This is a genomic window from Streptomyces ferrugineus, from assembly GCF_015160855.1.
GTDB lineage: Bacteria > Actinomycetota > Actinomycetes > Streptomycetales > Streptomycetaceae > Streptomyces > Streptomyces ferrugineus.
The window spans coordinates 243,277-265,136 of record NZ_CP063373.1; the positions used below are offsets into that span (position 1 = coordinate 243,277).

Here is a 21,860-nt window from a genome sequence, read left to right on the forward strand (position 1 = left end):
AGTGGACAGCGATGTGGAGAAGCTGGGGATCACTGGGGACAACTGGCCCCAGCCTGTGGGTTGTCGGTGGACAACTCCGTGCACAGCCTGTGGATCTCCGCTCTGTCCACAGTCTGTGGAGATCGTTCGTCCACGAATCCACATGCCGATGACCTGGTCTGATCGTCTTTCAACAGGGACCGCTGTGGACACAGTCTGGACAACTTCCCAGTCCCCAGGGTGTGGACGGGAAAAACTCGCCGAATCTGTGGAGAGTGGCCGTAACGCGGCAGGTATTCGAACAGCCGCCGACCGCGGCATGACGAAGGGCGCCCCGGGATCTCGTCCCGGAGCGCCCTCGGCGACGTACGACCGGCTCCGCCGGTGGCTGTGTCTCAGCCGTTCTTGATGCGGTTCGTGAGCTCGGTGACCTGGTTGTAGATGGAGCGTCGCTCGGCCATCAGATTGCGGATCTTGCGGTCGGCGTGCATCACCGTGGTGTGGTCGCGGCCGCCGAACAGCGCGCCGATCTTCGGCAGGGACAGGTCCGTCAGCTCACGGCACAGGTACATGGCGATCTGCCGGGCCGTGACGAGCTGGCGGCCGCGCGAGCTGCCGCACAGGTCCTCGACCGTGAGGCCGAAGTAGTCGGCGGTCGCGCTCATGATGGCGGTCGAGGTGATCTCCGGCGTCGCGTCGTCGCCACCGGGGATCAGGTCCTTCAGGACGATCTCCGTCAGGCCCAGGTCCACCGGCTGCCGGTTGAGCGAGGCGAACGCCGTCACCCGGATCAGCGCGCCCTCCAGCTCGCGGATGTTGCGTGAGATACGGGAGGCGATGAACTCCAGCACCTCCGGCGGGGCGTTGAGCTGCTCCTGGACCGCCTTCTTGCGCAGGATCGCGATACGCGTCTCCAGCTCGGGCGGCTGGACGTCGGTGATCAGACCCCACTCGAAACGGTTCCGCAGCCGGTCCTCCAGGGTCACCAGCTGCTTGGGCGGCCGGTCGCTGGAGAGCACGATCTGCTTGTTGGCGTTGTGGAGCGTGTTGAAGGTGTGGAAGAACTCCTCCTGCGTCGACTCCTTGTCCGCCAGGAACTGGATGTCGTCGACGAGCAGGATGTCCATCTCGCGGTAGCGCTTGCGGAAGCTGTCGCCCTTGCCGTCGCGGATGGAGTTGATGAACTCGTTGGTGAACTCCTCGGAGCTCACGTACCGCACACGGGTGCCGGGATACAGGCTGCGCGCGTAGTGCCCGATCGCGTGCAGCAGGTGCGTCTTGCCGAGTCCCGACTCCCCATAGATGAAGAGGGGGTTGTAGGCCTTCGCGGGCGCTTCGGCGACGGCGACCGCGGCCGCGTGCGCGAAGCGGTTGGAGGCGCCGATGACGAACGTGTCGAAGAGGTACTTCGGGTTCAGGCGCGCGGTCGGCTCGCCGGGGCCGGGCGCCGGCGCGGGCTGCGCGGCCAGCGGGCCGGGGGCGCCGGTGGCCGGCAGGTTCGCGCCGACGGGGCCGCCGCGGTGCACATGGCCGGAGCCGACGGGCGGCTCGGGCAGCTCGCGCCGCACGCCCTGGTCGTAGTCGGCGCGCTGCTGGTCGTACTCCGGCCGCTGCTGCTCGTAGTCGGGGCGGTGTCCGTCGTAGTCGGGGCGGTGCCCGTCGTAGGACGGCCGCTCCATCGGCTGCGGGCGGTAGTCCTGAGAAGGGGAGCCGTAGGAGTCCTGTGCGTAGGAGTCCTGGGACGGCGATGCGTACGGGTCCCGCTCGGGGAAGCCGAGCCGCTGCTGCTGCCAGCCGTACTCGTCCTGTGTCGGGCGCGGCCAGCTGCCGGGGGCGGGCTCGGAGCGCTGGTACTCGCTTGGGTAGGCCGGACGCGCGGTGGGCAGCGGGTCCGCGGAGGAGCCGGACATCTGGTCGTCGGCGCGGTGGCGGCCGTAGCCCTCGTACGAGGGGAGCTCGGGCTCCTCGTAACGGGGCTGGGGCGATGGGGGGCCTCCCTGCTCGAACGACGTCGAGCGCTTGGGGGCGGAAGGCATCGGCGGGGCCGGGGGGTCGCCGGCGGAGTCGTCGACGGTGATCGCGATACGGATCGGGCGGCCGCACTCGCGGCTCAGGGTGTCGCTGACGATCGGGGCCAGACGGCCCTCCAGTACGCCCTTCGCAAATTCGTTCGGTACGGCGAGCAGGGCGGTGTCCGCGACCAGCGCGAGCGGCTGGCAACGCCGGATCCAGTGCTCGTCCTTCGCCTCGACACCCTGCCCGCGGCCCTCACCGAGAAGCTGCTCCAGTACTCGTGGCCACACTGCGGCAAGATCGGCAGGTACGTCAGCCACAGGGCACGCTCTCTCACAGGTCCCACGAACGTGTGATGGTGGGACGGGTCGGGATTCAAAGGGGGTGGAGCCGGATTCAGGGGGACAAGGGAACGAATCGGAGTTCAGTCACGGTAGTCAGGGCGGCGGGTGCGGTTCAAGTTGTTGTCCCCAGCCTGTGGATAGTGTCTCCCCGTGACCTCCGGTTTGACCGGATGGCGTAGCCGCGCGTACCGTAACCAGGTCGAGTTGTCGATGGCTGCTGCCGCCTGCCTCCGATGGGCACAGATCGCGTCAAGGTGATCGGTAAGCGGTGCACTCGGGCGTAACTGCGAGCTACTCGTGGGCGCACGGTGACAGCCAGGACGGCACCCGCAAACACCGATTTCTTTCTGGAGCCCCCGAGTGAGCAAGCGCACCTTCCAGCCGAACAACCGTCGTCGCGCGAAGACCCACGGCTTCCGGCTGCGTATGCGCACCCGTGCCGGCCGCGCGATTCTCGCGTCCCGCCGTAGCAAGGGTCGCGCCCGTCTGTCCGCCTGATCCCGATCAGGTCATGACGTCGTGCTGCCCACCGAGAACCGGCTGAGGCGGCGCGAGGACTTCGCGACCGCGGTACGACGAGGACGCCGGGCAGGACGTCAGCACCTCGTCGTCCACTTTCGTAGCGGTGCCACGGACCCGCACGCGCCTGGGGAGAGCGCTCCCCCGACGCGTGCGGGTTTCGTCGTGAGCAAGGCGGTCGGTGGCGCGGTCGTACGGAACAAGGTGAAGCGCAGGCTTCGCCATCTGATGCGCGACCGAGTCGACCGGCTGCCCCCCGGTAGCCTGGTAGTCGTACGAGCGTTGCCCGGTGCGGGTGACGCCGACCATGCACAGCTGGCCCAAGACCTGGATGCCGCTCTGCAGCGGCTGCTGGGAGGGGGCGCGCGATGAAGTACCCACTGCTGGCTCTGATCAAGCTGTACCAGTGGACGATCAGTCCGCTGCTCGGGCCGGTGTGCAAGTACTACCCGTCGTGCTCCCACTACGGGTACACGGCCATCGACCGGCACGGTGCGATCAAGGGCACGGCGCTCACCGCCTGGCGCATCCTGCGGTGCAACCCGTGGTCGCTCGGCGGTGTGGACCATGTCCCGCCACGCAAGCGGCCGCGGTGGCACGAGATGCTGCGCAACGCGTGGCGCGCACGGAAGGGCGGGCCCTCCGCCGCCGAAACGGCCACCGAGGACAATGTTCCTTCGAGCCCGGCCGCAGAGACCTCGCCCCATGCCCAAGGAGCATGATTAGTGGACACGATTGCCAGCCTCTTCAGCTTCATCACGACACCCGTCTCCTGGGTCATTGTCCAGTTCCACACGGTGTACGGCGCTCTGTTCGGCGATGACACCGGGTGGGCCTGGGGCCTGTCCATCGTGTCCCTGGTGATTCTGATCCGTATCTGCCTGATCCCGCTCTTCGTGAAGCAGATCAAGGCGACCCGGGCCATGCAGACGCTCCAGCCCGAGATGAAGAAGATCCAGGAGCGCTACAAGAACGACAAGCAGCGTCAGTCCGAAGAGATGATGAAGCTGTACAAGGAGACGGGCACCAACCCGCTCTCCTCGTGCCTTCCCATCCTGGCGCAGTCGCCGTTCTTCTTCGCCCTGTACCACGTGCTCAACAGCATCGCGAACAACGACACCGTCGGTGTGATCAACGATCGCCTGCTGGAGAGCGCGCAGCAGGCGCACATCTTCGGGGCCCCGCTGGCCGCGAAGTTCACCGACAGCTCCGCTGACGTCGCCGCACTCGATGCCTCGCTGACCACCGTCCGCATCGTCACCGCCGTCATGATCGTCCTGATGTCGGCGTCGCAGTTCTACACGCAGCGCCAGCTGATGACGAAGAACGTCGACACCACGGTGAAGACGCCGTTCATGCAGCAGCAGAAGATGCTGATGTACATCTTCCCGGTCATGTTCGCCGTCTTCGGCATCAACTTCCCGGTCGGTGTCCTCGTCTACTGGCTGACCACCAACGTGTGGACCATGGGCCAGCAGATGTACGTCATCCACAACAACCCGACCCCGGGTTCCAAGGCCCAGGCCGCGTACCTGGAGCGCCTGACCAAGCACGTCACGCACCACGGCAAGACCCGCCGCCGTGGTGAGCGCGCCATCGTCAAGGCCATCGTCGCCAAGGGCCGCGACCGCAACGAGTACGAGCGCAAGTTCATCAACGGCCTGAGCAAGGCCGGTCTCGCGGCGCAGGCCGACGGCACCGTGGTGAAGAGCGAGGGCGCCGTCGCCACCGTGGCCGAGGACGGTACGCCGACCACCGCCGCGGCCCCCAAGCGCCAGCAGCCGAAGCGGCAGTCCAAGGCCCAGCGTCAGTCCGGCGGCCCGAAGGCGGCCGGCGAGCCGACGTCGCTGCAGAAGTCCGACGAGCCCGAGGACGCCAAGCCGGGCGGTGCCAAGAAGTCCGCGCAGAAGCCCGGCAGTGGCGGCCGCAGCAAGGCCCAGTCCGGGCAGCGCAAGGGCGGTCCGCAGCGCCCCAAGTCCCCGTCCAAGAAGTAAGAAGGAGCCCATCCCGTGACGGAAGGCACCACCTCCGCCGCTGCCGAGGGTGCAGACACCCTGTCCCGCCTGGAGCAGGAGGGCGAGATCGCGGCGGACTACCTCGAGGGTCTGCTCGACATCGCCGATCTCGACGGCGACATCGATATGGACGTCGAGGCCGACCGCGCCGCTGTCTCGATCATCAGCGACGCGGGCAGCCGAGACCTGCAGAAGCTGGTCGGGCGCGACGGCGAGGTGCTGGAAGCGCTCCAGGAGCTCACGCGCCTGGCCGTGCACCGGGAGACCGGGGACCGCAGCCGGCTGATGCTGGACATCGCGGGCTACCGCGCCAAGAAGCGTGCCGAGCTGTCCGAGCTGGGCGCCAAGGCCGCCGCCGAGGTCAAGAACACCGGCGAGCCCGTGAAGCTCAAGCCGATGACGCCGTTCGAGCGCAAGGTCGTGCACGACGCGGTGAAGTCGGCGGGCCTGCGCAGCGAGTCCGAGGGCGAGGAGCCGCAGCGGTTCGTCGTCGTGCTTCCCGCCTGATCGGCCCGTACGTTCCCACCGGCCCCGTCTGTCCGCAGGCGGGGCCGAACTTTGTCAGCCTGTTAGTTCTGGTGGTTCTGGTGTCGGCGCTCCCGGCGTCGGCGAGGTACGGAAGGACGGTCCCCGTGACGGAGGCAGCGGAGCTTCCCCCTGCGCCTGAGCAGGCACGTGAGGTGTTCGGTCATCGCTACGCCGATGCGGTCCGCTACGCCGAACTGCTCGCCGAGGCGGGTGTGCAGCGCGGCCTGATCGGGCCGAGAGAGGTACCCCGTCTGTGGGAGCGACATCTGCTGAACTGCGCTGTGCTCTCAGAGGTCGTCCCCGAGGGCGTGACGGTGTGCGATGTGGGCTCGGGTGCCGGTCTGCCCGGTATCCCGCTGGCGCTGGTCCGGGAGGACCTGAAGATCACTCTGTTGGAGCCCCTGCTGCGGCGTACGAACTTCCTGACCGAGGTCGTGGAGCTGCTGGGGCTGGACCATGTGACGGTCGTCCGTGGTCGGGCCGAAGAGGTCATGGGAAAGCTGCCACCCGTGCATGTCGTGACCGCCCGTGCCGTGGCTCCGCTGGACCGGCTGGCCACCTGGGGTATCCCGCTGCTGCGCCCTTACGGAGAGATGCTGGCGCTCAAGGGGGACACCGCGGAGGAGGAGCTGAAGAGCGCGACGACGGCTCTGAGCAAGCTGGGTGCGGTGCAGACGTCGATCCTCCATGTCGGGGAGGGCGTGGTCGATCCGATGTCCACGGTCGTGCGCGTCGAGGTCGGGGAGAGCCCGGGCGGTGTGCGTTTCGCTGCGAAGCGGGCGAAGGCGGCCAGGACCGGTCGGGCACGTCGGCGACGCTGACCCACCGGGACGGGGCCGGCGTCGACGCTGATCCGTCCTGACGACGAGACGTACTCCACACAAGCTGGCAAACCTACCCATGCCGGAGTGTCGCGACAGTTCGGCCACGGCTGCTGTGCATCGTGTTTCACGTGAAACGTCGCTCACTGTTGCACGGCATCATCAGTCGTGGCCGCGCTGCGGCCGAACCGCGCGACCGCAAGCCCCTTGGATCCCTCGGAGAGGGTGCCTCTGATGACTCTCCGTCCTCCTGGAGGGGCACGGAGTTTTCCACAGAGGTGGATTTCTCCACAGAACAACAGGCCTCACTGGTTCACGACCCCGAAGGCATGGGAGGCTCTGTTCATTGCGAGCCTGAAGTCGAGGAGAGTGAATCCTTGCGGTCCGACGCCAACATCGCGGGACCGATGACCGATCCGGTCCCCGGTCCCCGTACCGAGTCGATGGGGGAGGATGTTTCACGTGAAACACCGCCCCCGATGGACGACACTCCCATCGGTCGTGCTGCCCAACTGGCGGTGGAGGCTCTAGGCCGCGCCGGCGAGGGCCTGCCACGGCCCGAGCAGACCCGTGTCATGGTGGTCGCCAACCAGAAGGGGGGCGTGGGCAAGACGACAACGACGGTCAACCTTGCCGCGTCGCTTGCCCTGCATGGCGGCCGCGTGCTGGTCGTCGACCTTGACCCGCAGGGCAACGCGTCCACTGCCCTGGGGATCGACCACCACGCCGAAGTCCCTTCCATCTATGACGTGTTGGTCGAGAGCAAGCCGCTCGCCGAAGTCGTCCAGCCGGTGCCCGATGTCGAAGGCCTTTTCTGTGCCCCCGCCACGATCGATCTCGCCGGTGCGGAGATCGAGCTTGTGTCGCTGGTCGCACGCGAAAGCCGGCTGCAGCGGGCGATCCAGGCCTACGAGCAGCCGCTGGACTACGTGCTCATCGACTGCCCTCCCTCGCTCGGCCTACTGACGGTCAACGCTCTCGTGGCCGGGCAGGAGGTCCTGATCCCGATCCAGTGCGAGTACTACGCGCTGGAGGGCCTGGGGCAGCTGCTCCGCAACGTCGACCTGGTGCGGGGGCACCTCAACCCCGCCCTGCATGTCTCGACGATCCTGCTCACCATGTACGACGGCCGGACACGGCTCGCGTCTCAGGTCGCGGACGAGGTGCGCAACCACTTCGGTGACGAGGTGCTGCGGACGAGCATTCCCCGCTCGGTCCGTATCTCCGAGGCGCCGAGCTATGGGCAGACGGTGCTGACATACGATCCCGGATCGAGCGGTGCCCTCTCCTACCTTGAGGCGGCACGAGAAATCGCGCTGAAGGGCGTCGGTGTCAGTTACGACCCGACCAATGCCCACTTCGGCGCACAGAACCCGAGCATGGTGGAGGGGATGCAGTGAGCGAGCGACGGAGGGGTTTGGGCCGTGGTCTCGGCGCACTGATCCCCGCTGCACCGACGGAGAAGACGGTGCCTCCGGCTGGACTGGGAGGTGCTGCCGCATCCCCGGCGGCCGTCCCGGTGCTGAACGATCGCGGGGTGGCCGCGGCCAAGGTGGCCACGCTGCCGCCTGTTTCACATGAAACCGAGGAGCCGTCGCCGAGCGGTGCCGCGGAGACGGCCGCAGCTCCCATGGGCGCTCACTTCGCGGAGATCCCCCTCGACGCGATCACGCCGAACCCGCGGCAGCCGCGTGAGAACTTCGACGAGGATGCCCTTCAGGAACTCGTCACCTCCATCCAGGAGGTCGGTCTCCTCCAGCCGATCGTCGTACGGCAGCTCGGCCCCGCCCGATACGAGCTCATCATGGGTGAGCGTCGTTGGCGGGCCTGCCGTGAGGCCGGTCTCGAGGCGATCCCGGCGATCGTGCGGGCCACGGACGACGAGAAGCTTCTCCTGGACGCGCTGCTGGAGAACCTGCACCGCGCTCAGCTGAACCCGATCGAAGAGGCGGCCGCCTACGATCAGCTGCTGAAGGACTTCAACTGCACGCATGATCAGCTGGCGGACCGTATTGGCCGTTCTCGGCCTCAGGTCTCCAATACCCTGCGTCTGCTGAAGCTCTCGCCGAAGGTCCAGAACCGGGTAGCCGCCGGCGTGCTCTCCGCCGGGCATGCGCGGGCCCTTCTCTCCGTCGAGGACCCGGAAGAGCAGGAGCGGCTGGCCTACCGTGTGGTGGCCGAAGGACTGTCCGTCCGGTCCGTCGAAGAGATCGTGACCCTGATGGGCTCCCGGCCGCAGAAGACCTCGCGCTCCAGGGGACCCCGGGCCGGGTCCGTGCCCTCCCCGGCTCTGTCCGACCTCGCGACCCGGCTCTCGGATCGTTTCGAGACGCGGGTGAAGGTCGAGCTCGGTCAGAAGAAGGGCAAGATCACCGTCGAGTTCGCTTCCCCGGAGGATCTTGAGCGGATCCTCAGCACGCTCGCTCCGGGCGAGAAGCTCGCTCTTCAGCAGAGCCTCCTGGGCGATGACTCGGAGGAATCCGAGGACTGAGGCCTCGCCCGTCGGGGCCGCTCTCCGACCCTGTACGCGGGCCGTGTCCGGTGTGTACCGGAACACGGCCCGCACTTTGCTTTCTGGCGGTATCGATGGAATCGCATCATGGATACGATGCGATCGGGTATGGCGCATCCACCTGGCAGACCTCTTAGGGGAGGCGGGGTCCATGCGAACGGTGAGCCGCACCGGACTGGTGAGCGCGGGTCTTGGGCTGGGCGCGGTCGGCGGATTCGTCGGCAGCCTGCTCAGGGAACGAAGCGCCCTGACAGCCGCTCGTGATGCCGCGGGCGAAGGAAGCGAGGAACAGCCTTCATGGGCCGTCGGCTCGTACCGCTCACGCTGGACAACCTTCCGGACCTTCCCAAGCGCTGCCGCTCGTGTGTCTTCTGGGAGTTGGACCCGGTCAGTGGTGAGGCCGCGGTAAAGGCCGGTACCGCCGCCCTGGAGAAGGAGGCTTGGATCTCCGCCGTGCTGCTGGACTGGGGATCCTGCGGTCGAGTCGTCTACGTCGACGAGGTGCCGGTCGGCTTTGTGCTCTACGCGCCCCCGGCTTATGTCCCTCGCTCGACGGCGTTTCCCACGAGCCCTGTCTCACCGGACGCGGTGCAGTTGATGACGGCGTTCATCATGCCGGGCTATCAGGGGCAGGGGCTGGGCCGGGTGATGGTCCAGACGGTTGCCAAGGATCTGCTGCGGCGGGGCTTCAAAGCGATCGAGGCCTTCGGGGACGCGCGCTGGAACGAGCCTGCGTGTGTTCTGCCCGCAGACCATCTCCTGGCCGTGGGCTTCAAGACTGTTCGCCCCCACCCCACCTTTCCGCGACTGCGGCTGGAACTGCGGACGACGCTGTCCTGGAAGGAAGACGTGGAGATGGCGATCGACCGGCTGCTGGGGGCCGTGCAGAAGGAGCCGGTGCTGCGTCCGCTCTAGAGGGAGTTGTGACTCCCAAGCGAATGGGCCAACCCGAGGGGGTTGGCCCATTCGTGTTTCACGTGAAACGTCACTCGGCGATGAAGTCCTCGAGGTCGCGGAGAATCGCGGCCTTCGGCTTCGCACCGACGATGGTCTTGGCGACCTCACCGTTGTGGTAGACGTTCAGCGTCGGAATGGACATCACGCCGTACTTCGCGGCCGTTCCCGGGTTCTCGTCGATGTTGAGCTTGACGATCTCGATCTTGTCGCCGTGCTCGGCGGCGATCGCCTCAAGGGACGGCGCGATCTGGCGGCACGGTCCGCACCAGGCGGCCCAGAAGTCCACCAGGACAGGCTTGTCGCTCTTGAGGACGTCCTGCTCGAAGGAGTCGTCGGTCACATTCTTCAGGGTGCCGGCCACGGCGGGCTCCTTAACTGTTCGGTGCGTGGGGTGGGTGAGGGTCAGACAGAGGTCTTCTCGGGTTCGGCCTTCTCCTCGTCGCTGAGGGCGGCGAGGTGGCGTTCGGCGTCGAGGGCGGCGGAGCAGCCGGTGCCGGCGGCGGTGATGGCCTGGCGGTAGGTGTGGTCGACGACGTCGCCGGCGGCGAAGACGCCGGTGAGGTTGGTGCGGGTGGTGGGGGCGTCGACCTTGAGGTAGCCCTCTTCGTCGAGGTCGAGCTGGCCCTTGAACAGTTCGGTGCGCGGGTCGTGGCCGATGGCGATGAACAGGCCGGTGACCGCCAGGTCGGAGAGTTCGCCGGTTTTGACGTTGCGCAGCTTCAGGCCGGAGAGCTTCTGGTCGCCCTGGATCTCGGCGACTTCGCTGTCCCACACGAAGCTGATCTTGGGGTCGGTGAAGGCGCGGTCCTGCATGGCCTTGGAGGCGCGCAGGGTGTCGCGGCGGTGGACGACGGTGACGGAGTTGGCGAAGCGCGAGAGGAAGGTGGCTTCTTCCATGGCGGTGTCGCCGCCGCCGATGACGGCGATGTCCTGGTCCTTGAAGAAGAAGCCGTCGCAGGTGGCGCACCAGGAGACGCCACGGCCGGAGAGGGCGTCCTCGTTGGGCAGGCCGAGCTTGCGGTGCTGGGAGCCGGTGGCGACGATGACGGCCCTGGCGCGGTGGACGGTGCCGGCGGTGTCGGTGACGGTTTTGATCTCGCCGGTGAGGTCGGCGTTGACGATGTCGTCGGGGACGAGTTCGGCGCCGAAGCGTTCGGCCTGGGCGCGCATGTTGTCCATGAGCTCGGGGCCCATGATGCCGTCCTGGAAGCCGGGGAAGTTCTCCACCTCGGTGGTGTTCATCAGGGCGCCGCCGGCGGTGACGGCGCCCTCGAAGACCAGTGGCTTCAGCGACGCGCGCGCGGTGTAGAGCGCCGCCGTGTAGCCGGCGGGCCCGGAGCCGATGATGATCACGTTACGGACGTCGCTCACGGCTTGATTCCTCGTCTCTGGAATACGTCGTCGGACCGGTGGGAGCCCCTTTCAGAACTCTCACCCCACCCAACGGATCCTATGGGGCGTGCATTCCCGCTGTGTCCGGGCACACGGTATCGCCACACCGTAGGCGTTGCCGCGCCGGATGGAGACGAGCCGCCGGGGCCTCAGGAACGCGCGTAGGACTTCGTCAGAAGGACCTTCGCCGTGGCGGTCGACGGCTGTTTCACACAGGTCGCGTCCATGAGGTAGGCGGTGACCCTGCTGTCATCAGAGGCATCGGGCAGTACGACGAGCAGCGCGTCCTTGCCCTTGTAGATGCCCTCCTCGGTGGCGAGCGCCGCGTCGTTGCGGCCGATGCCCTTCTGAATGCATTCGGGCACCGTGATCTCGCGGAGGATCTGAGGACTCTTGGTGTCGGGTCCGCCTTCCACACCCATGCTCTGATCCGGACCGAGGGACTTGCCTCCCTTGGTCTCACTCTTGGCGAGGAGATCGTCGACCCGTGTCTCCAGCTTCGCTGCGGAGAAGGTGTCGGAGGCGGTCTGCCCGCCACCGGCCGAGGGACCGGATCCTCCACCGCCCATGAGTGAGGTCAGCAGCACGGAGCCAAGCCCGACGGCGGCGGCCGTGAATGCGGCGCTCAGGACGGCGACCTTGCGTCGCCCCACCTTCGTGCGGCCCTTACGGCCGGGGCCGGTGGTGGAAGAACGGGCGTGGCCTGCCGGACGGTCTCCGGCTGCCGATGTTTCACGTGAAACATGGGTGCCACTGGCCGTGGCGGCGACCGTGCGGGCGTCTCCGACCTGTGCCGGCACGTCGGCATCGTCGGGCGCCGTCGCATTCAGCAGAGCTTCTGCGGCCAGGGCAGCGTCGATGCGTCCCGCGACATCGTCGGGCATCCGCGGCGGGCCGGGCAGGGTCCCTAGCAGCCCCCGGATCTCCTCCAGCGAGCTGTGGACATCCGCGCACAGTTCGCACTCCTCCAGATGCCGACGCAGATCGGCGGTCCTGGACGCGGAGAGAAGGCCCTCGGTGAGGTCGGAGAGCTCGGCGACGTCCGGGTGCCCGGACGTGTCCGTCGTGGATGTCACGCTCGCCCACCTCCGCCCTTCACAGCAGCTGAATCACTCGGCCCGTTATCGCGCGGATCCGGGGCTTGTGGCCCCTTGGCAGGTGGACCCGCTGCCGGTGGGACGGATGTCCCCTGCGTCCGGTTCCGCCTCTCGCCGGGATCCTTGCCGCCGTCGGCGCTTTCCGGCCGTAGATGGGTGAGGAGCGGCAGGAGTCTGGCTCTGCCACGTGCGCATCGGCTCTTGACCGTGCCGGTCGGCACATCGAGGACCCGGGCGGCCTCCGCGACCGGGTAGCCCTGCATATCCACCAGGACGAGGGCGGCCCGCTGGTCGGGAGGCAGCGTGCCGAGGGCCTCCAGCAGCTGGCGGTGCAGATCGTTGCGCTCCGCGGGCGCCGAGGCCGACTCATGCGGCTCCAACAGCTGCTCCAGGCGCTCGGTGTCGTCCACCGGCGAGGTCTTCCGGGACGCCGCCTTGCGGGCGCGGTCCAGGCAGGCGTTCACCGTGATGCGATGAAGCCACGTCGTGACGGCCGACTGGCCCCTGAACGTGTGCGCGGCCCGGTAGGCGGACACCAGGGCGTCCTGAACGGCATCAGCGGCCTCCTCGCGGTCGCCGAGCGTCCGCAGCGCCACGGCCCACAGCCGGTCACGGTGCCGGCGTACCAGCTCACCGAAGGCGTCGGGGTCGCCCTTCACATGGAGAGCCAGGAGATCCTGGTCGCTCGCGTCGCGGTGTGCGGTGCCATCTGCCATCGGACCCCCTCCCCTTTGGATCTGGTGAGTTCTACTCCGTGAACTTCAGGTCGGTGATGGCCTGCTTGTATCCGGAGCCGCTGTACTGGTCACGGTCCGCATGGGGCATGGCGGTGAACCAGACGAGGACGTACTGGGTCTTCACCGACTTGGTGACCTTCACCGTCGCGCTGTTACCGCTCGTCGTGACGGTGCCGATCTTCTCCATCGAGTCCAGCGACGTGGGCGTCAGTGAGTCCGAGGCGTAGAGCGAGACGGTCGTGTGGTTGCCGGAGTACAGCAGCCCTATCGAAGCGGCCGACACCTTCTTGGCCGATCCGAGGTCGTAGACGATGCCGACACCCGGCTTGTAGGCGGGGTTCATGTCCGGACCCTCGACGAAGCTGTTGCTGCGCCAGTAGGTCGAGCTGTCACCGTCGTAGGTCTTGCCCACGTCCTCCGGTGCCTGGGCGTCGCCCTTGGCGACGAACTCCTGGGCGTTCTGGATCTTGATCGGCTGGGTCGGCTTGGGCTTGTCGCCGTTCTTGTCGTTGTCGTCCGTCGTCTGCGTCTGGTTGGTGTCGTCGGACTGGCCGCCCTGGTCCATGAGCGCGTCCGCGAGCTGCCAGCTGCCGAGTCCCAGGGCGGCGATCAAGAGGGCCGAGACGGCCCACTTCAGGGCCTTCCCGGTGCGGCTCTGCAGCGGGGGCGGTGGGGTCGGCACCGGCTGGGTGGCACCAGGATGAGCGGACTGGCGGCCGTACGTGCCCTGCTGGTACGTCGTGCGCTGATAGTCCGGCGGGGCCGCGAACGAGGGCTCCGGCGGGCGGATGCGGGGCATCTCGCCGATCGCCTTCACCAGCTCCTCCGGCGTGGTGCACGCGGACTCGTGGCGGGAAGCGGTCGCGCCGTCGTTGGCCAGCGCGCGCATGGCGAGCTCGGACAGCCCACGGTGGACACCGGCACGCACCTGGTCCGGGGCGATCAGACCGACGTCCTTGGGCAGCCCGGACAGGCCGTAGGCGTCGCTCTCGTACGGCCAGCGCTGGGTGAGCGCCGCGTACAGCAGGGCGCCGATGGCCTCCGTGTCGGTGCGCTGTGGGGTCTCGGAGCTGATGCCCCGCAGCGCGGCGTTCACCGCGAGGCCGCGGATGCGCCACTGGCCGGACGACGTACGCAGCACGGCGTTCGGGTTGAGCCGCAGATGGGCCAGGCCCTCGCGATGGGCCGCGGCCATGGCGGCGGACACCTGGGTGACCATCTGGTAGGTGTCGTACACCTCCAGCGGCCCCGAGGCGAGGAGCGTGGTCATCTCGGTGGCGTCGGGGAGCCACTCGTGGACGACGTAGACGAGGTCGTTCTCCTCCACGGCGTCCAGTACCTGGACGAAGCGAGGGTCACCGAGCAGGGCGGAGGACCGGGCCGCGGCCAGAACGGAACGGGCCCGGGCATGATCCGCGGGCAGGATGTGCACGCCGACGGCACGACGGAGTTTCTCGTCGACCGCACGCCAGCTGCTGAAACCGTCCAGACGGGTGACGCACTCCTCGAGGCGGTAGCGTCTGGCGAGCTTGTGGCCGCTGTGCAGTTCGGGCGGTGAGGCTTTCCCGGGACCCTCGGTCCCGCCACTCCCCTGTGCCTCGTCGATGTCCGTGTCCCGCTCCCGATTCTTGGCCACCCCGTCGGCCGTGGACTGGTCCGCCTGTGCGGTCAGCGGCTCGTCGCCGCTGTTGTCTGCCACGTCGACGGCAGCCGTGCTCCGTTCCGCCACCGTCGTTCCTGCCTCCCCATCCTTTGCGCGCCGTACGACCCGTGCGCGCCGTCCGACGCCGAAACCAATTGTGCCCACAGTCCGACGCTATGCACGACACACAGTGGCGGACGATGGTTGTGCGCTTACCCCCGCCTCAGCGACCCAGACGTCCGCGAACCATGCCGACCAGTGAGTTCAGCTCCTCGATACGCATCCGGCGCGCGGCGACGAAGAAGACCCCGAGCAGCACGGCTCCACCGGCCAGCAAGGCGGCGAGGGAACCCGGAACACCCTGGCCGAGCGTCCGGCTGATCCCGTAGCAGGCCGCCCCGCTGAGCAGTGCCGCGGGCACCGAGGCGATGCAGAGCCTGGCGTACGTCCGCATCACCCGGGCCCCGTCGAGGTCCCCGCCCAGCTTCTTGCGCAGCCGTCGCCAGGCGACATTGACGCCGATCGTGTAGGCCAGTCCGTACGACGCGGCCATGCCGACCACGGCCCAGCGGGCCGGAAGAACGAGGTAGCAGATGGCCGAGGCGAGAGCGTTGCCGGCCGCGACGATGACGGTGTTGTAGAAGGGGGTGCGGGTGTCCTCGTAGGCGTAGAAGGCGCGCAGGACGACGTACTGCACGGAGTACGGGATCAGCCCGAGGCCGAAGGCCATCAGCATGAAGCCCATGTTCGTGGCCTCGCTGGTGCCCGAGGATCCGAACATCAACGTGCACATCGGGATGCCGAGCGCGACGAAGCCGAAGGCGAGCGGCACGATCGCCACGGCTGTGGTGCGCAGTCCCTGGGAGATGTCGTCGCGCACCGCGCCGGCGTCGTCCTCGGCCGCGGAGCGGGAGATACGGGGCAGCAGGGCGGCCATCAGAGAGACGGTGATGATGGCCTGCGGGAGGCCCCAGATGAGCTGGGCGTTGGCGTAGGCGCTGAAGCCGGTGCCGGCGACGCCGGAGTCGGTGATCGCCGCTGTGGCGAGCTGGGTCACGACGAGGGCGCCCGCCTGGTTGGCGAGGACGAACAGGATCGTCCACTTGGCCAGCATCGCGGCCTTACCGAGGCCGTGGCCCTTCCAGTCGAAGCGGAGCCGCGGCTTGAACCCGGTCTCGCGCAGGTACGGGATCATCGCGAGTGCCTGGACGACGAGGCCGAGCAGAACGCCGACGCCGAGCAGCCGGACGCCCTCCGCCGGAATGCTGGTGACCTCCATGCCGGAGTGTTCGGCGGTGCCGTAGACCCACAGGAACGCGCCCAGCGTCACGATGATGACGATGTTGTTCAGGACCGGTGTCCACATCATCGCGCCGAACCGGCCGCGGGCGTTGAGGATCTGTCCCATCACCACGTGGATGCCCATGAAGAAGATCGAGGGCAGGAAGTAACGGGTGAAGGTGACAGCGGTCTCGTTGGCCGCGGGGTTGTTGGCCAGGGGGGTCGACAGGGCCCGGACCAGGAGTGGGGCGGCGAGCATGGCGAGCGCGGTGAGGGTACCGAGGATCACCATGACGAGGGTCAGCAGCCGGTTGGCGTAGGCCTCACCGCCGTCCTCGTCCTCCTTCATGGAGCGGACGAGCTGGGGCACGAAGACGGAGTTGAGCCCGCCGCCGACGGTCAGGATGTAGATCATCGTCGGCAGCTGATAGGCCACCTGGAACGATTCGCCGAGCAGGCCGAGACCCAGCGCCGAGACGATCATGGCGGAGCGGACGAACCCGGTGAGCCGGGACACCATCGTGCCCGCCGCCATCACGGCGCTCGACTTCAGCAGACCGCCGGCCCGCCCGCCCTTCTTCGCGGCAGGCGCCGGGGCCGGAGCGGGTGCCGGCGTGGTCGCCTCGGGTCCCGCGGGTGGCGTAGGGCCTGCGGCAGGCGCCGGGGAGGGCCCGGGGACCATGGGCGGCGGCTGGTACTGCGGATGGCCGCCCTGCTGCTGGTCCCGGAAGAGATGAGCGAAGGCGTCGTGCTCCGGACGCTCCTCGGTGGAGTGCGAGACAAGGTCGTCGACGCCCACGTACTGGGTCGTACGGGGGTCGTCACCGTACGGCAGGTACTGGGTCGGCCCCTCCGGCTCGGGCGCCGGGGTCTGGGCCCACACGTGCGGGTCGGGGGCGTACGGGGACTGGGGCGGCTGGGAGTAGAGCGGCTGCTGGGGCTGGTAGGTGCCCGGCGGGGGCGGAGGGTGCGCGGCACGGTCGTAGAGCGCCTCGGCGACCGGGTCCTGGGCGGAGAGCTCCTGGCCCCGGTAGGGGTCCTGGTCGTAGGCGTCCTGGAGGTACATGTCCGCGGGGTGCTGCGGCGGCACCTGGCCGGGCTCGGACGGCGGGCCCTCGGGGTGCCCCGAGCTGCCCGCGGCCTGGCCGCGGTCACCGTCGTACGGCGCGTTCATGGTTACCCCACCTCATCGTCCCGGGCCCACCGGCCACGACATCGCTCGCTCAACGGTCCACTCTCTCACCCGTGCCGGACGGGTCGGCGCTTTCCGCTGCGGTGTCCGGTGTAGGGTCACTCGGCTGCTCCGAGGCGCCTGCCCGGGTACCGGCTGGGGACTCCTCCTTGAGTACGTCCTCCGGAGTGAGACGTTCCTCGGGGTCCTCCGGGTTCTCCGGGTTCTCCGGAAGACCGTCGGTCCCGCCCGTCTCCGGGGTGCCGTCCTCCTCGCCGTCATGTGCCGCCGCGCGCTTGCGCTGCGTGTACATCCGGAACCCGGCGAGGACCAGCAGCAGGAAGCCGCCGCCGATGACCAGCATCACCGTGGCCGTGAACTCGGTGACCTTCACGTCGAACGTGACGGGTGCGCCGTACGGCTGGCCGTCCTCGGTGTACAGCTGCGCCCTGACCGTGGCCCGGCCGTTGGCCTGAGCCGACGTGGGGAACTTCACCGTCTGGCTGTGTCCGCCGGAGACCGTGACGCTCTGTTCGTCGTAGGCATCGCCGCCGATCTCCAGGCGCCTCGGGCTCGATGAGGTGAGCCGCAGCACCAGGTGCTCCACGCCCTGCACCAGGTTGTTCTGCACGGTGACGGGGATTGTGGCGCTGCGTCCGGAGAGCTTGGTCTCGGACTTGTCGATCAGCGTGACCTGGCCGGCCAGGGAGTCGATGTACGCCTCGACTCCGTTGCGGTAGTCGGCCCCCTCCCCTGAGCGGCTTCTCCACGACGTGGACATCTCGCGGTTGATGGCCCGCCCGAAGGGGGTCACCACGCGGTCCTCGTTGCTGAGGATCACCTTGAAGTTGTCGAGCTTGTCCTGCGTGGTCGCGATCTGCTCGAAGGCCGATCGCGGCAGCTCCTGCTTGCGCAGCGAGGACGGGTACTTGGAGGCCGCCGGCACCTTCGTGGTGGCGCCTGAGTCGGGCTTGGCCGTGGCGGCGGCCGTGAGTTCCTGGGACTCGGACCAGGCGCTGCCCTGGAGCGCCGTCACCGCCTCGGCCAGCGCCTGGGCCTGGCTCGGCGTCGGCATCCGCTGCGGGGCGACGACGATGCTGCGCTCCTTGTCCGACTGGAGGTTCAGGGCCAGGCTCAGAGCGAGGAACCTCTGCACGGCCAGCGTCGAGGTCGAAGCCCGGGTCAGGTTGCCCTGGAACGCCGTCGACATCCGTGCGTCCGCGACCACCGCCGTCGTGCCGCCGCCGATGGGGCGGGCGGCGGACGGTGTGTAGGGCAGGCCGCCCGTCTCCACCAGGCTGTCACTGCGGGCGATCACCTTGTCCGCGCCGGCGGAGGTGGCGACCTTGACGATGGACGGGTCGATGGCGCCGTTCATGGGCCAGGCGAAGTCGGTGGTCGGTTCCACATGGAGCACCGAGTCGACGGTGTCGGCGGCGACGTCGGCGGCCTCCTTGAGGTGGTTCAGGGAGCCGGTGACGTTCGTGCCGTTGTGCGCCAGGGAGGCCAGGTCGGGGTCGGCGAAGGGCAGGGCGACGACCTCCCCGTCCTGTACCGCCTCCTGGAGCTCGGCCAGCCACTGCTTGGCGACCGTCTGATAGGTGCCCGGGGTGGTCGTGTCGCCTTCGCCCTGGACGCGGTAGCTCTCGGTCATGGCGTCCACGGAGGCCAGCAGGTCGGGGTCGATCACCCAGGTGACGTCGAGACTCTTGCCGAGGGACACCAACTGCTGGAGTCGCCCGCCCGGCGAGATCTCCTTGGCGAGATCGTCGTCACGGAAGACCGGCGTCTGCGACTCGTCCGACCCTGTCTGCGCCGTCATGTGGGACGTGGAGATGAGCGGCCACAGAACCGTCGTCCGCGTCTTCGTGTCGGCCCCGTCCGGCTGCCACGGCAGGAACGTCCGCTGGATGCCGAGCACCTGGGTCCAGGGCTGCGCCGATGTCTCGCCGGACAGGGAGACGGCGAACTGGTAGACCCCGTCCCCGCCGAGGTCCAGCTTGTCGGTCGGCACCGAGATGCTGAAGTTCTGGGAAACGCCCGGGGTGAGCTTGGCGAACTCCTTGATGTACTTCCCGCCCACCGGGGATCCGTCGAGGCCCGGCTGGTATCCGGTGCGCCCGCCGACCGTGTCGATGTCCGAGCGCGTGTTCAGGCGCGACCCGAGGCGCAGGTCCACCTGAGCGTCGGTGACGGGCTGCTTGCCCTTGTTGGTCACCGTGCCGGACACGGTCAGCGTGTCGCCCTCACCGGGGACGGTGGGGGTGAGCGAGTCCACAGCGACGGACACGGTGCCCGAGCCGGACGCGGCCTTCAGGGAGTCCTGTCCGGCCGCCTGTGAGGGCGCCGCGGCAGGCAGCTGGAGCAGACCGGCCAGCAGAGGCGCCCCGGCGAGCAGTGCTCCGGTGCGCCGCAGCCAGCGGCGGGCAGGTGAGGGACTCATCCCCTGGAAGTCTGCCGCCTCGGCCACGCGTTCGCCCGTCCCTCGTCGTCGTCAGTGGTCGTCGGAATGTGCGTCCACGCATGGTAACGATGCGCGCTGAGGGGAAGTGCCGCGGAGTGCCCCACAAGATCGGCCCGCGTTGTCGGCCTGTCCTGTATGTGCGGGTATAAAAGGGAGCCCTTCACCAAGTTGTAAGGACGGCCCTCGGACCCGCCCCGGTGGCGGCGACTGTGCCCACGGTGTGCACGTTTAATGGAGGCGCTCGCGGCCGCCGGGGCCACGTACCCTCTTCTGTTGTGCCGAACGCCAACGAAGACAAGTCCAGTGTCCTGAGTCAGGTGCAGCACCGCGCGGTGAGCGAGCTGCTGCGGGTCGCGCCTGTCGCCGATGACCTTGCCCGCCGCTTCCGGGAAGCCGGGTTCTCACTCGCCCTGGTCGGCGGGTCGGTGCGGGACGCGCTGCTCGGTCGGCTCGGCAACGACCTGGACTTCACGACCGACGCCCGTCCCGAGGACGTGCTGAAGATCGTGCGCCCGTGGGCGGACGCGGTGTGGGACGTCGGCATCGCCTTCGGCACGGTCGGCGCCCAGAAGAACGCCCGTGTCGGAGACGCTGACCGGTGCTTTCAGATCGAGGTGACGACCTACCGCTCGGAGGCGTACGACCGGACCTCGCGCAAGCCCGAGGTGTCGTACGGCGACTCGATCGAGGAGGACCTCGTCCGGCGTGACTTCACGGTCAACGCGATGGCCGTCGCGCTGCCGGAGAAGGAGTTCGTGGACCCGCACGGCGGGCTGGAGGACCTCGCGGCGCGTGTGCTGCGGACCCCGGGTACGCCGGAGGCGTCCTTCTCGGACGACCCGCTGCGCATGATGCGGGCGGCGCGTTTCGCGGCGCAGCTCGACTTCGAGGTGGCTCCCGAGGTGGTGGCGGCCATGACGGAGATGGCCGGGCGCATCGAGATCGTCTCGGCGGAGCGGGTCCGGGACGAGCTGAACAAGCTGATCCTCTCCGCCCACCCGCGCAAGGGCCTGACCCTGCTGGTCGACACCGGGCTCGCCGGGCATGTGCTTCCCGAGCTGCCGGCTCTGCGACTGGAGAGCGACGAGCATCACCGTCACAAGGACGTCTACGAGCACACGCTGATCGTCTTGGAACAGGCGATGGAGCTGGAGGAGAACGGTCCCGACCTGACCCTCCGGCTCGCCGCGCTGCTGCACGACATCGGCAAGCCGCGCACGCGTCGCTTCGAGAAGGACGGGCGGGTCTCGTTCCACCACCACGAGGTGGTCGGCGCGAAGATGACGAAGAAGCGCATGACGGCGCTGAAGTACTCCAACGAGCTGGTGAAGGACGTCTCGCGTCTGGTCGAACTCCACCTGCGCTTCCACGGCTATGGCACCGGAGAGTGGACGGACTCCGCCGTCCGTCGCTATGTCCGTGACGCCGGCCCGCTTCTCGATCGCCTTCACCAGCTGACCCGCTCGGACTGCACGACACGGAACAAGCGCAAGGCGGCGGCGCTGTCCCGGGCCTACGACGGCCTGGAGGACCGGATCGCTCAGCTTCAGGAGCAGGAGGAGCTGGACGCCATCCGACCCGATCTCGACGGGAACCAGATCATGGAGATCCTCGGCGTCGGGCCCGGGCCGGTCATCGGCCGCGCGTACAAGCACCTGCTGGAGCTTCGGCTGGAGAACGGGCCGATGGAGCATGACGTCGCGGTGGCGGCGCTCAAGGAGTGGTGGGCCGAGCAGGGCTGAGAGTCGAGACTCGCGGGCTGTTTCACGTGAAACATGTCCACGGGATACGCCGAGGGGCGATGTTTCACGTGAAACATCGCCCCTCGGCGTAGGGAGAGACTTACTGGGACGAGTACTTCTCAAGGCACAGAGTGAAGGAGTCTCCGTCGCCGCTCTGCGTGTACTCGGCGTACTTGGTGCGGTCGCAGCTGCCGGAAGTGCCGTCCTTCTTGTCGGCGACCTTGTACGCGGCCTTGGAGTCGCCGCAGTCCACCACCTCGAGGTCCGGGTCGGTGGCACTGTTGGGGTTACCGATGCTCATGCAGTCGCCGACCTTGGCCGTGTCGGCGTCGTCCCGGCTGGCTATGTATCCGCCGATGACCATGCCGGCCACGACCACCACCATGACAATGTTCTTGACCTTCTTGAAGGTCCACTTGCGCCCAGACGGCTCCGGCGGAACCGGCGCATAAGGCGCTCCCTGCTGGGGGAACCCGGGCTGGCCCGGCTGCTGCGGGTAGCCGCCCTGAGGCGGGTACGGGGCCTGACCCTGCTGGGGCTGGCCGTAGGGCTGCTGACCCTGGGCGTACGGGTTCTGGCCCTGGGCGAATGGATTGCCCTGGGGTGGCGGCGTTGTCACTTGGGAGTCCCCCTAGAACATGGATGC

At 68.3% G+C, this 21,860-nt stretch carries 19 protein-coding genes; 10 read left to right on the plus strand and 9 right to left on the minus strand.

Going from position 1 to position 21,860, the window contains the following annotated elements:
* Nucleotides 1-374: 374 nt before the first annotated feature.
* Entirely contained in the window at nt 375-2,312 is a 1,938-nt protein-coding gene (gene dnaA, locus IM697_RS01120; protein WP_194043808.1) for a chromosomal replication initiator protein DnaA, read from the minus strand.
* 384 nt (nt 2,313-2,696) lie between these two features.
* Between dnaA and rpmH the strand changes: the two genes are divergently transcribed.
* The 9 genes from rpmH to IM697_RS01165 all read left to right on the plus strand — a co-directional run bounded on the left by rpmH (nt 2,697) and on the right by IM697_RS01165 (nt 9,646).
* Nucleotides 2,697-2,834 (plus strand): 50S ribosomal protein L34, encoded by a 138-nt coding sequence (gene rpmH / locus IM697_RS01125; RefSeq protein ID WP_003956500.1) that lies wholly within the window; start codon nt 2,697-2,699, stop codon nt 2,832-2,834.
* Nucleotides 2,835-2,855: 21 nt separating this feature from the next.
* A complete protein-coding gene (rnpA, locus tag IM697_RS01130; protein WP_194043810.1) occupies nt 2,856-3,227 on the plus strand; it encodes a ribonuclease P protein component in 372 nt (123 codons plus the stop codon).
* Nucleotides 3,224-3,577, plus strand: coding sequence for a membrane protein insertion efficiency factor YidD (gene yidD / locus IM697_RS01135; protein WP_194043812.1), 354 nt, complete (start codon nt 3,224-3,226; stop codon nt 3,575-3,577). The genes rnpA and yidD overlap by 4 nt, the downstream gene beginning before the upstream one ends.
* 3 nt (nt 3,578-3,580) lie before the next feature.
* Nucleotides 3,581-4,849, plus strand: a complete 1,269-nt coding sequence (gene yidC, locus IM697_RS01140; protein WP_194043814.1) for a membrane protein insertase YidC — start codon at nt 3,581-3,583, stop codon at nt 4,847-4,849.
* A 15-nt stretch (nt 4,850-4,864) separates the two neighbouring features.
* Entirely contained in the window at nt 4,865-5,377 is a 513-nt protein-coding gene (locus IM697_RS01145; protein WP_194043816.1) for a Jag family protein, read from the plus strand.
* A 125-nt stretch (nt 5,378-5,502) separates the two neighbouring features.
* A complete protein-coding gene (gene rsmG, locus IM697_RS01150) occupies nt 5,503-6,219 on the plus strand; it encodes a 16S rRNA (guanine(527)-N(7))-methyltransferase RsmG (RefSeq protein ID WP_194043818.1) in 717 nt (238 codons plus the stop codon).
* Between the two features lie 329 nt (nt 6,220-6,548).
* Nucleotides 6,549-7,619: a ParA family protein gene (locus IM697_RS01155; protein WP_194049537.1), complete on the plus strand. Its 1,071-nt coding sequence runs from the start codon at nt 6,549-6,551 to the stop codon at nt 7,617-7,619.
* Nucleotides 7,616-8,710: a ParB/RepB/Spo0J family partition protein gene (locus tag IM697_RS01160; protein WP_194043820.1), complete on the plus strand. Its 1,095-nt coding sequence runs from the start codon at nt 7,616-7,618 to the stop codon at nt 8,708-8,710. The genes IM697_RS01155 and IM697_RS01160 overlap by 4 nt, the downstream gene beginning before the upstream one ends.
* Before the next feature lie 318 nt (nt 8,711-9,028).
* Entirely contained in the window at nt 9,029-9,646 is a 618-nt protein-coding gene (locus IM697_RS01165; RefSeq protein WP_194043822.1) for a GNAT family N-acetyltransferase, read from the plus strand.
* 70 nt (nt 9,647-9,716) lie between these two features.
* On the opposite strand, the gene trxA is transcribed toward IM697_RS01165, so the two are convergent.
* From trxA to IM697_RS01200, 7 genes are all read right to left on the minus strand, one after another.
* On the minus strand, nt 9,717-10,049 hold the full coding sequence (gene trxA / locus IM697_RS01170; protein WP_031484651.1) for a thioredoxin: 333 nt from the start codon (nt 10,047-10,049) through the stop codon (nt 9,717-9,719).
* Between the two features lie 41 nt (nt 10,050-10,090).
* Nucleotides 10,091-11,059, minus strand: coding sequence for a thioredoxin-disulfide reductase (gene trxB, locus IM697_RS01175; RefSeq protein ID WP_194043824.1), 969 nt, complete (start codon nt 11,057-11,059; stop codon nt 10,091-10,093).
* Between the two features lie 170 nt (nt 11,060-11,229).
* Entirely contained in the window at nt 11,230-12,156 is a 927-nt protein-coding gene (locus IM697_RS01180) for an anti-sigma factor (protein ID WP_194043826.1), read from the minus strand.
* Nucleotides 12,153-12,893 (minus strand): RNA polymerase sigma factor SigM, encoded by a 741-nt coding sequence (gene sigM / locus IM697_RS01185; RefSeq protein WP_194043828.1) that lies wholly within the window; start codon nt 12,891-12,893, stop codon nt 12,153-12,155. Before sigM ends, IM697_RS01180 begins: the two co-directional genes overlap by 4 nt.
* 31 nt (nt 12,894-12,924) lie before the next feature.
* On the minus strand, nt 12,925-14,643 hold the full coding sequence (locus IM697_RS01190; protein ID WP_194043830.1) for a protein kinase family protein: 1,719 nt from the start codon (nt 14,641-14,643) through the stop codon (nt 12,925-12,927).
* Nucleotides 14,644-14,779: 136 nt separating this feature from the next.
* On the minus strand, nt 14,780-17,011 hold the full coding sequence (murJ, locus tag IM697_RS01195) for a murein biosynthesis integral membrane protein MurJ (RefSeq protein WP_194043832.1): 2,232 nt from the start codon (nt 17,009-17,011) through the stop codon (nt 14,780-14,782).
* Between the two features lie 49 nt (nt 17,012-17,060).
* Nucleotides 17,061-19,478, minus strand: coding sequence for a DUF6049 family protein (locus tag IM697_RS01200; RefSeq protein WP_194043834.1), 2,418 nt, complete (start codon nt 19,476-19,478; stop codon nt 17,061-17,063).
* Between the two features lie 269 nt (nt 19,479-19,747).
* Between IM697_RS01200 and IM697_RS01205 the strand changes: the two genes are divergently transcribed.
* A complete protein-coding gene (locus IM697_RS01205; protein WP_194043836.1) occupies nt 19,748-21,214 on the plus strand; it encodes a CCA tRNA nucleotidyltransferase in 1,467 nt (488 codons plus the stop codon).
* Between the two features lie 100 nt (nt 21,215-21,314).
* Here the strand turns inward: IM697_RS01205 and IM697_RS01210 are convergent, their stop codons facing one another.
* Nucleotides 21,315-21,833 carry an LppU/SCO3897 family protein gene (locus IM697_RS01210; RefSeq protein WP_194043838.1) on the minus strand — a complete coding sequence of 173 codons (519 nt, stop codon included), beginning with the start codon at nt 21,831-21,833 and terminating at the stop codon, nt 21,315-21,317.
* Nucleotides 21,834-21,860: the final 27 nt, after the last annotated feature.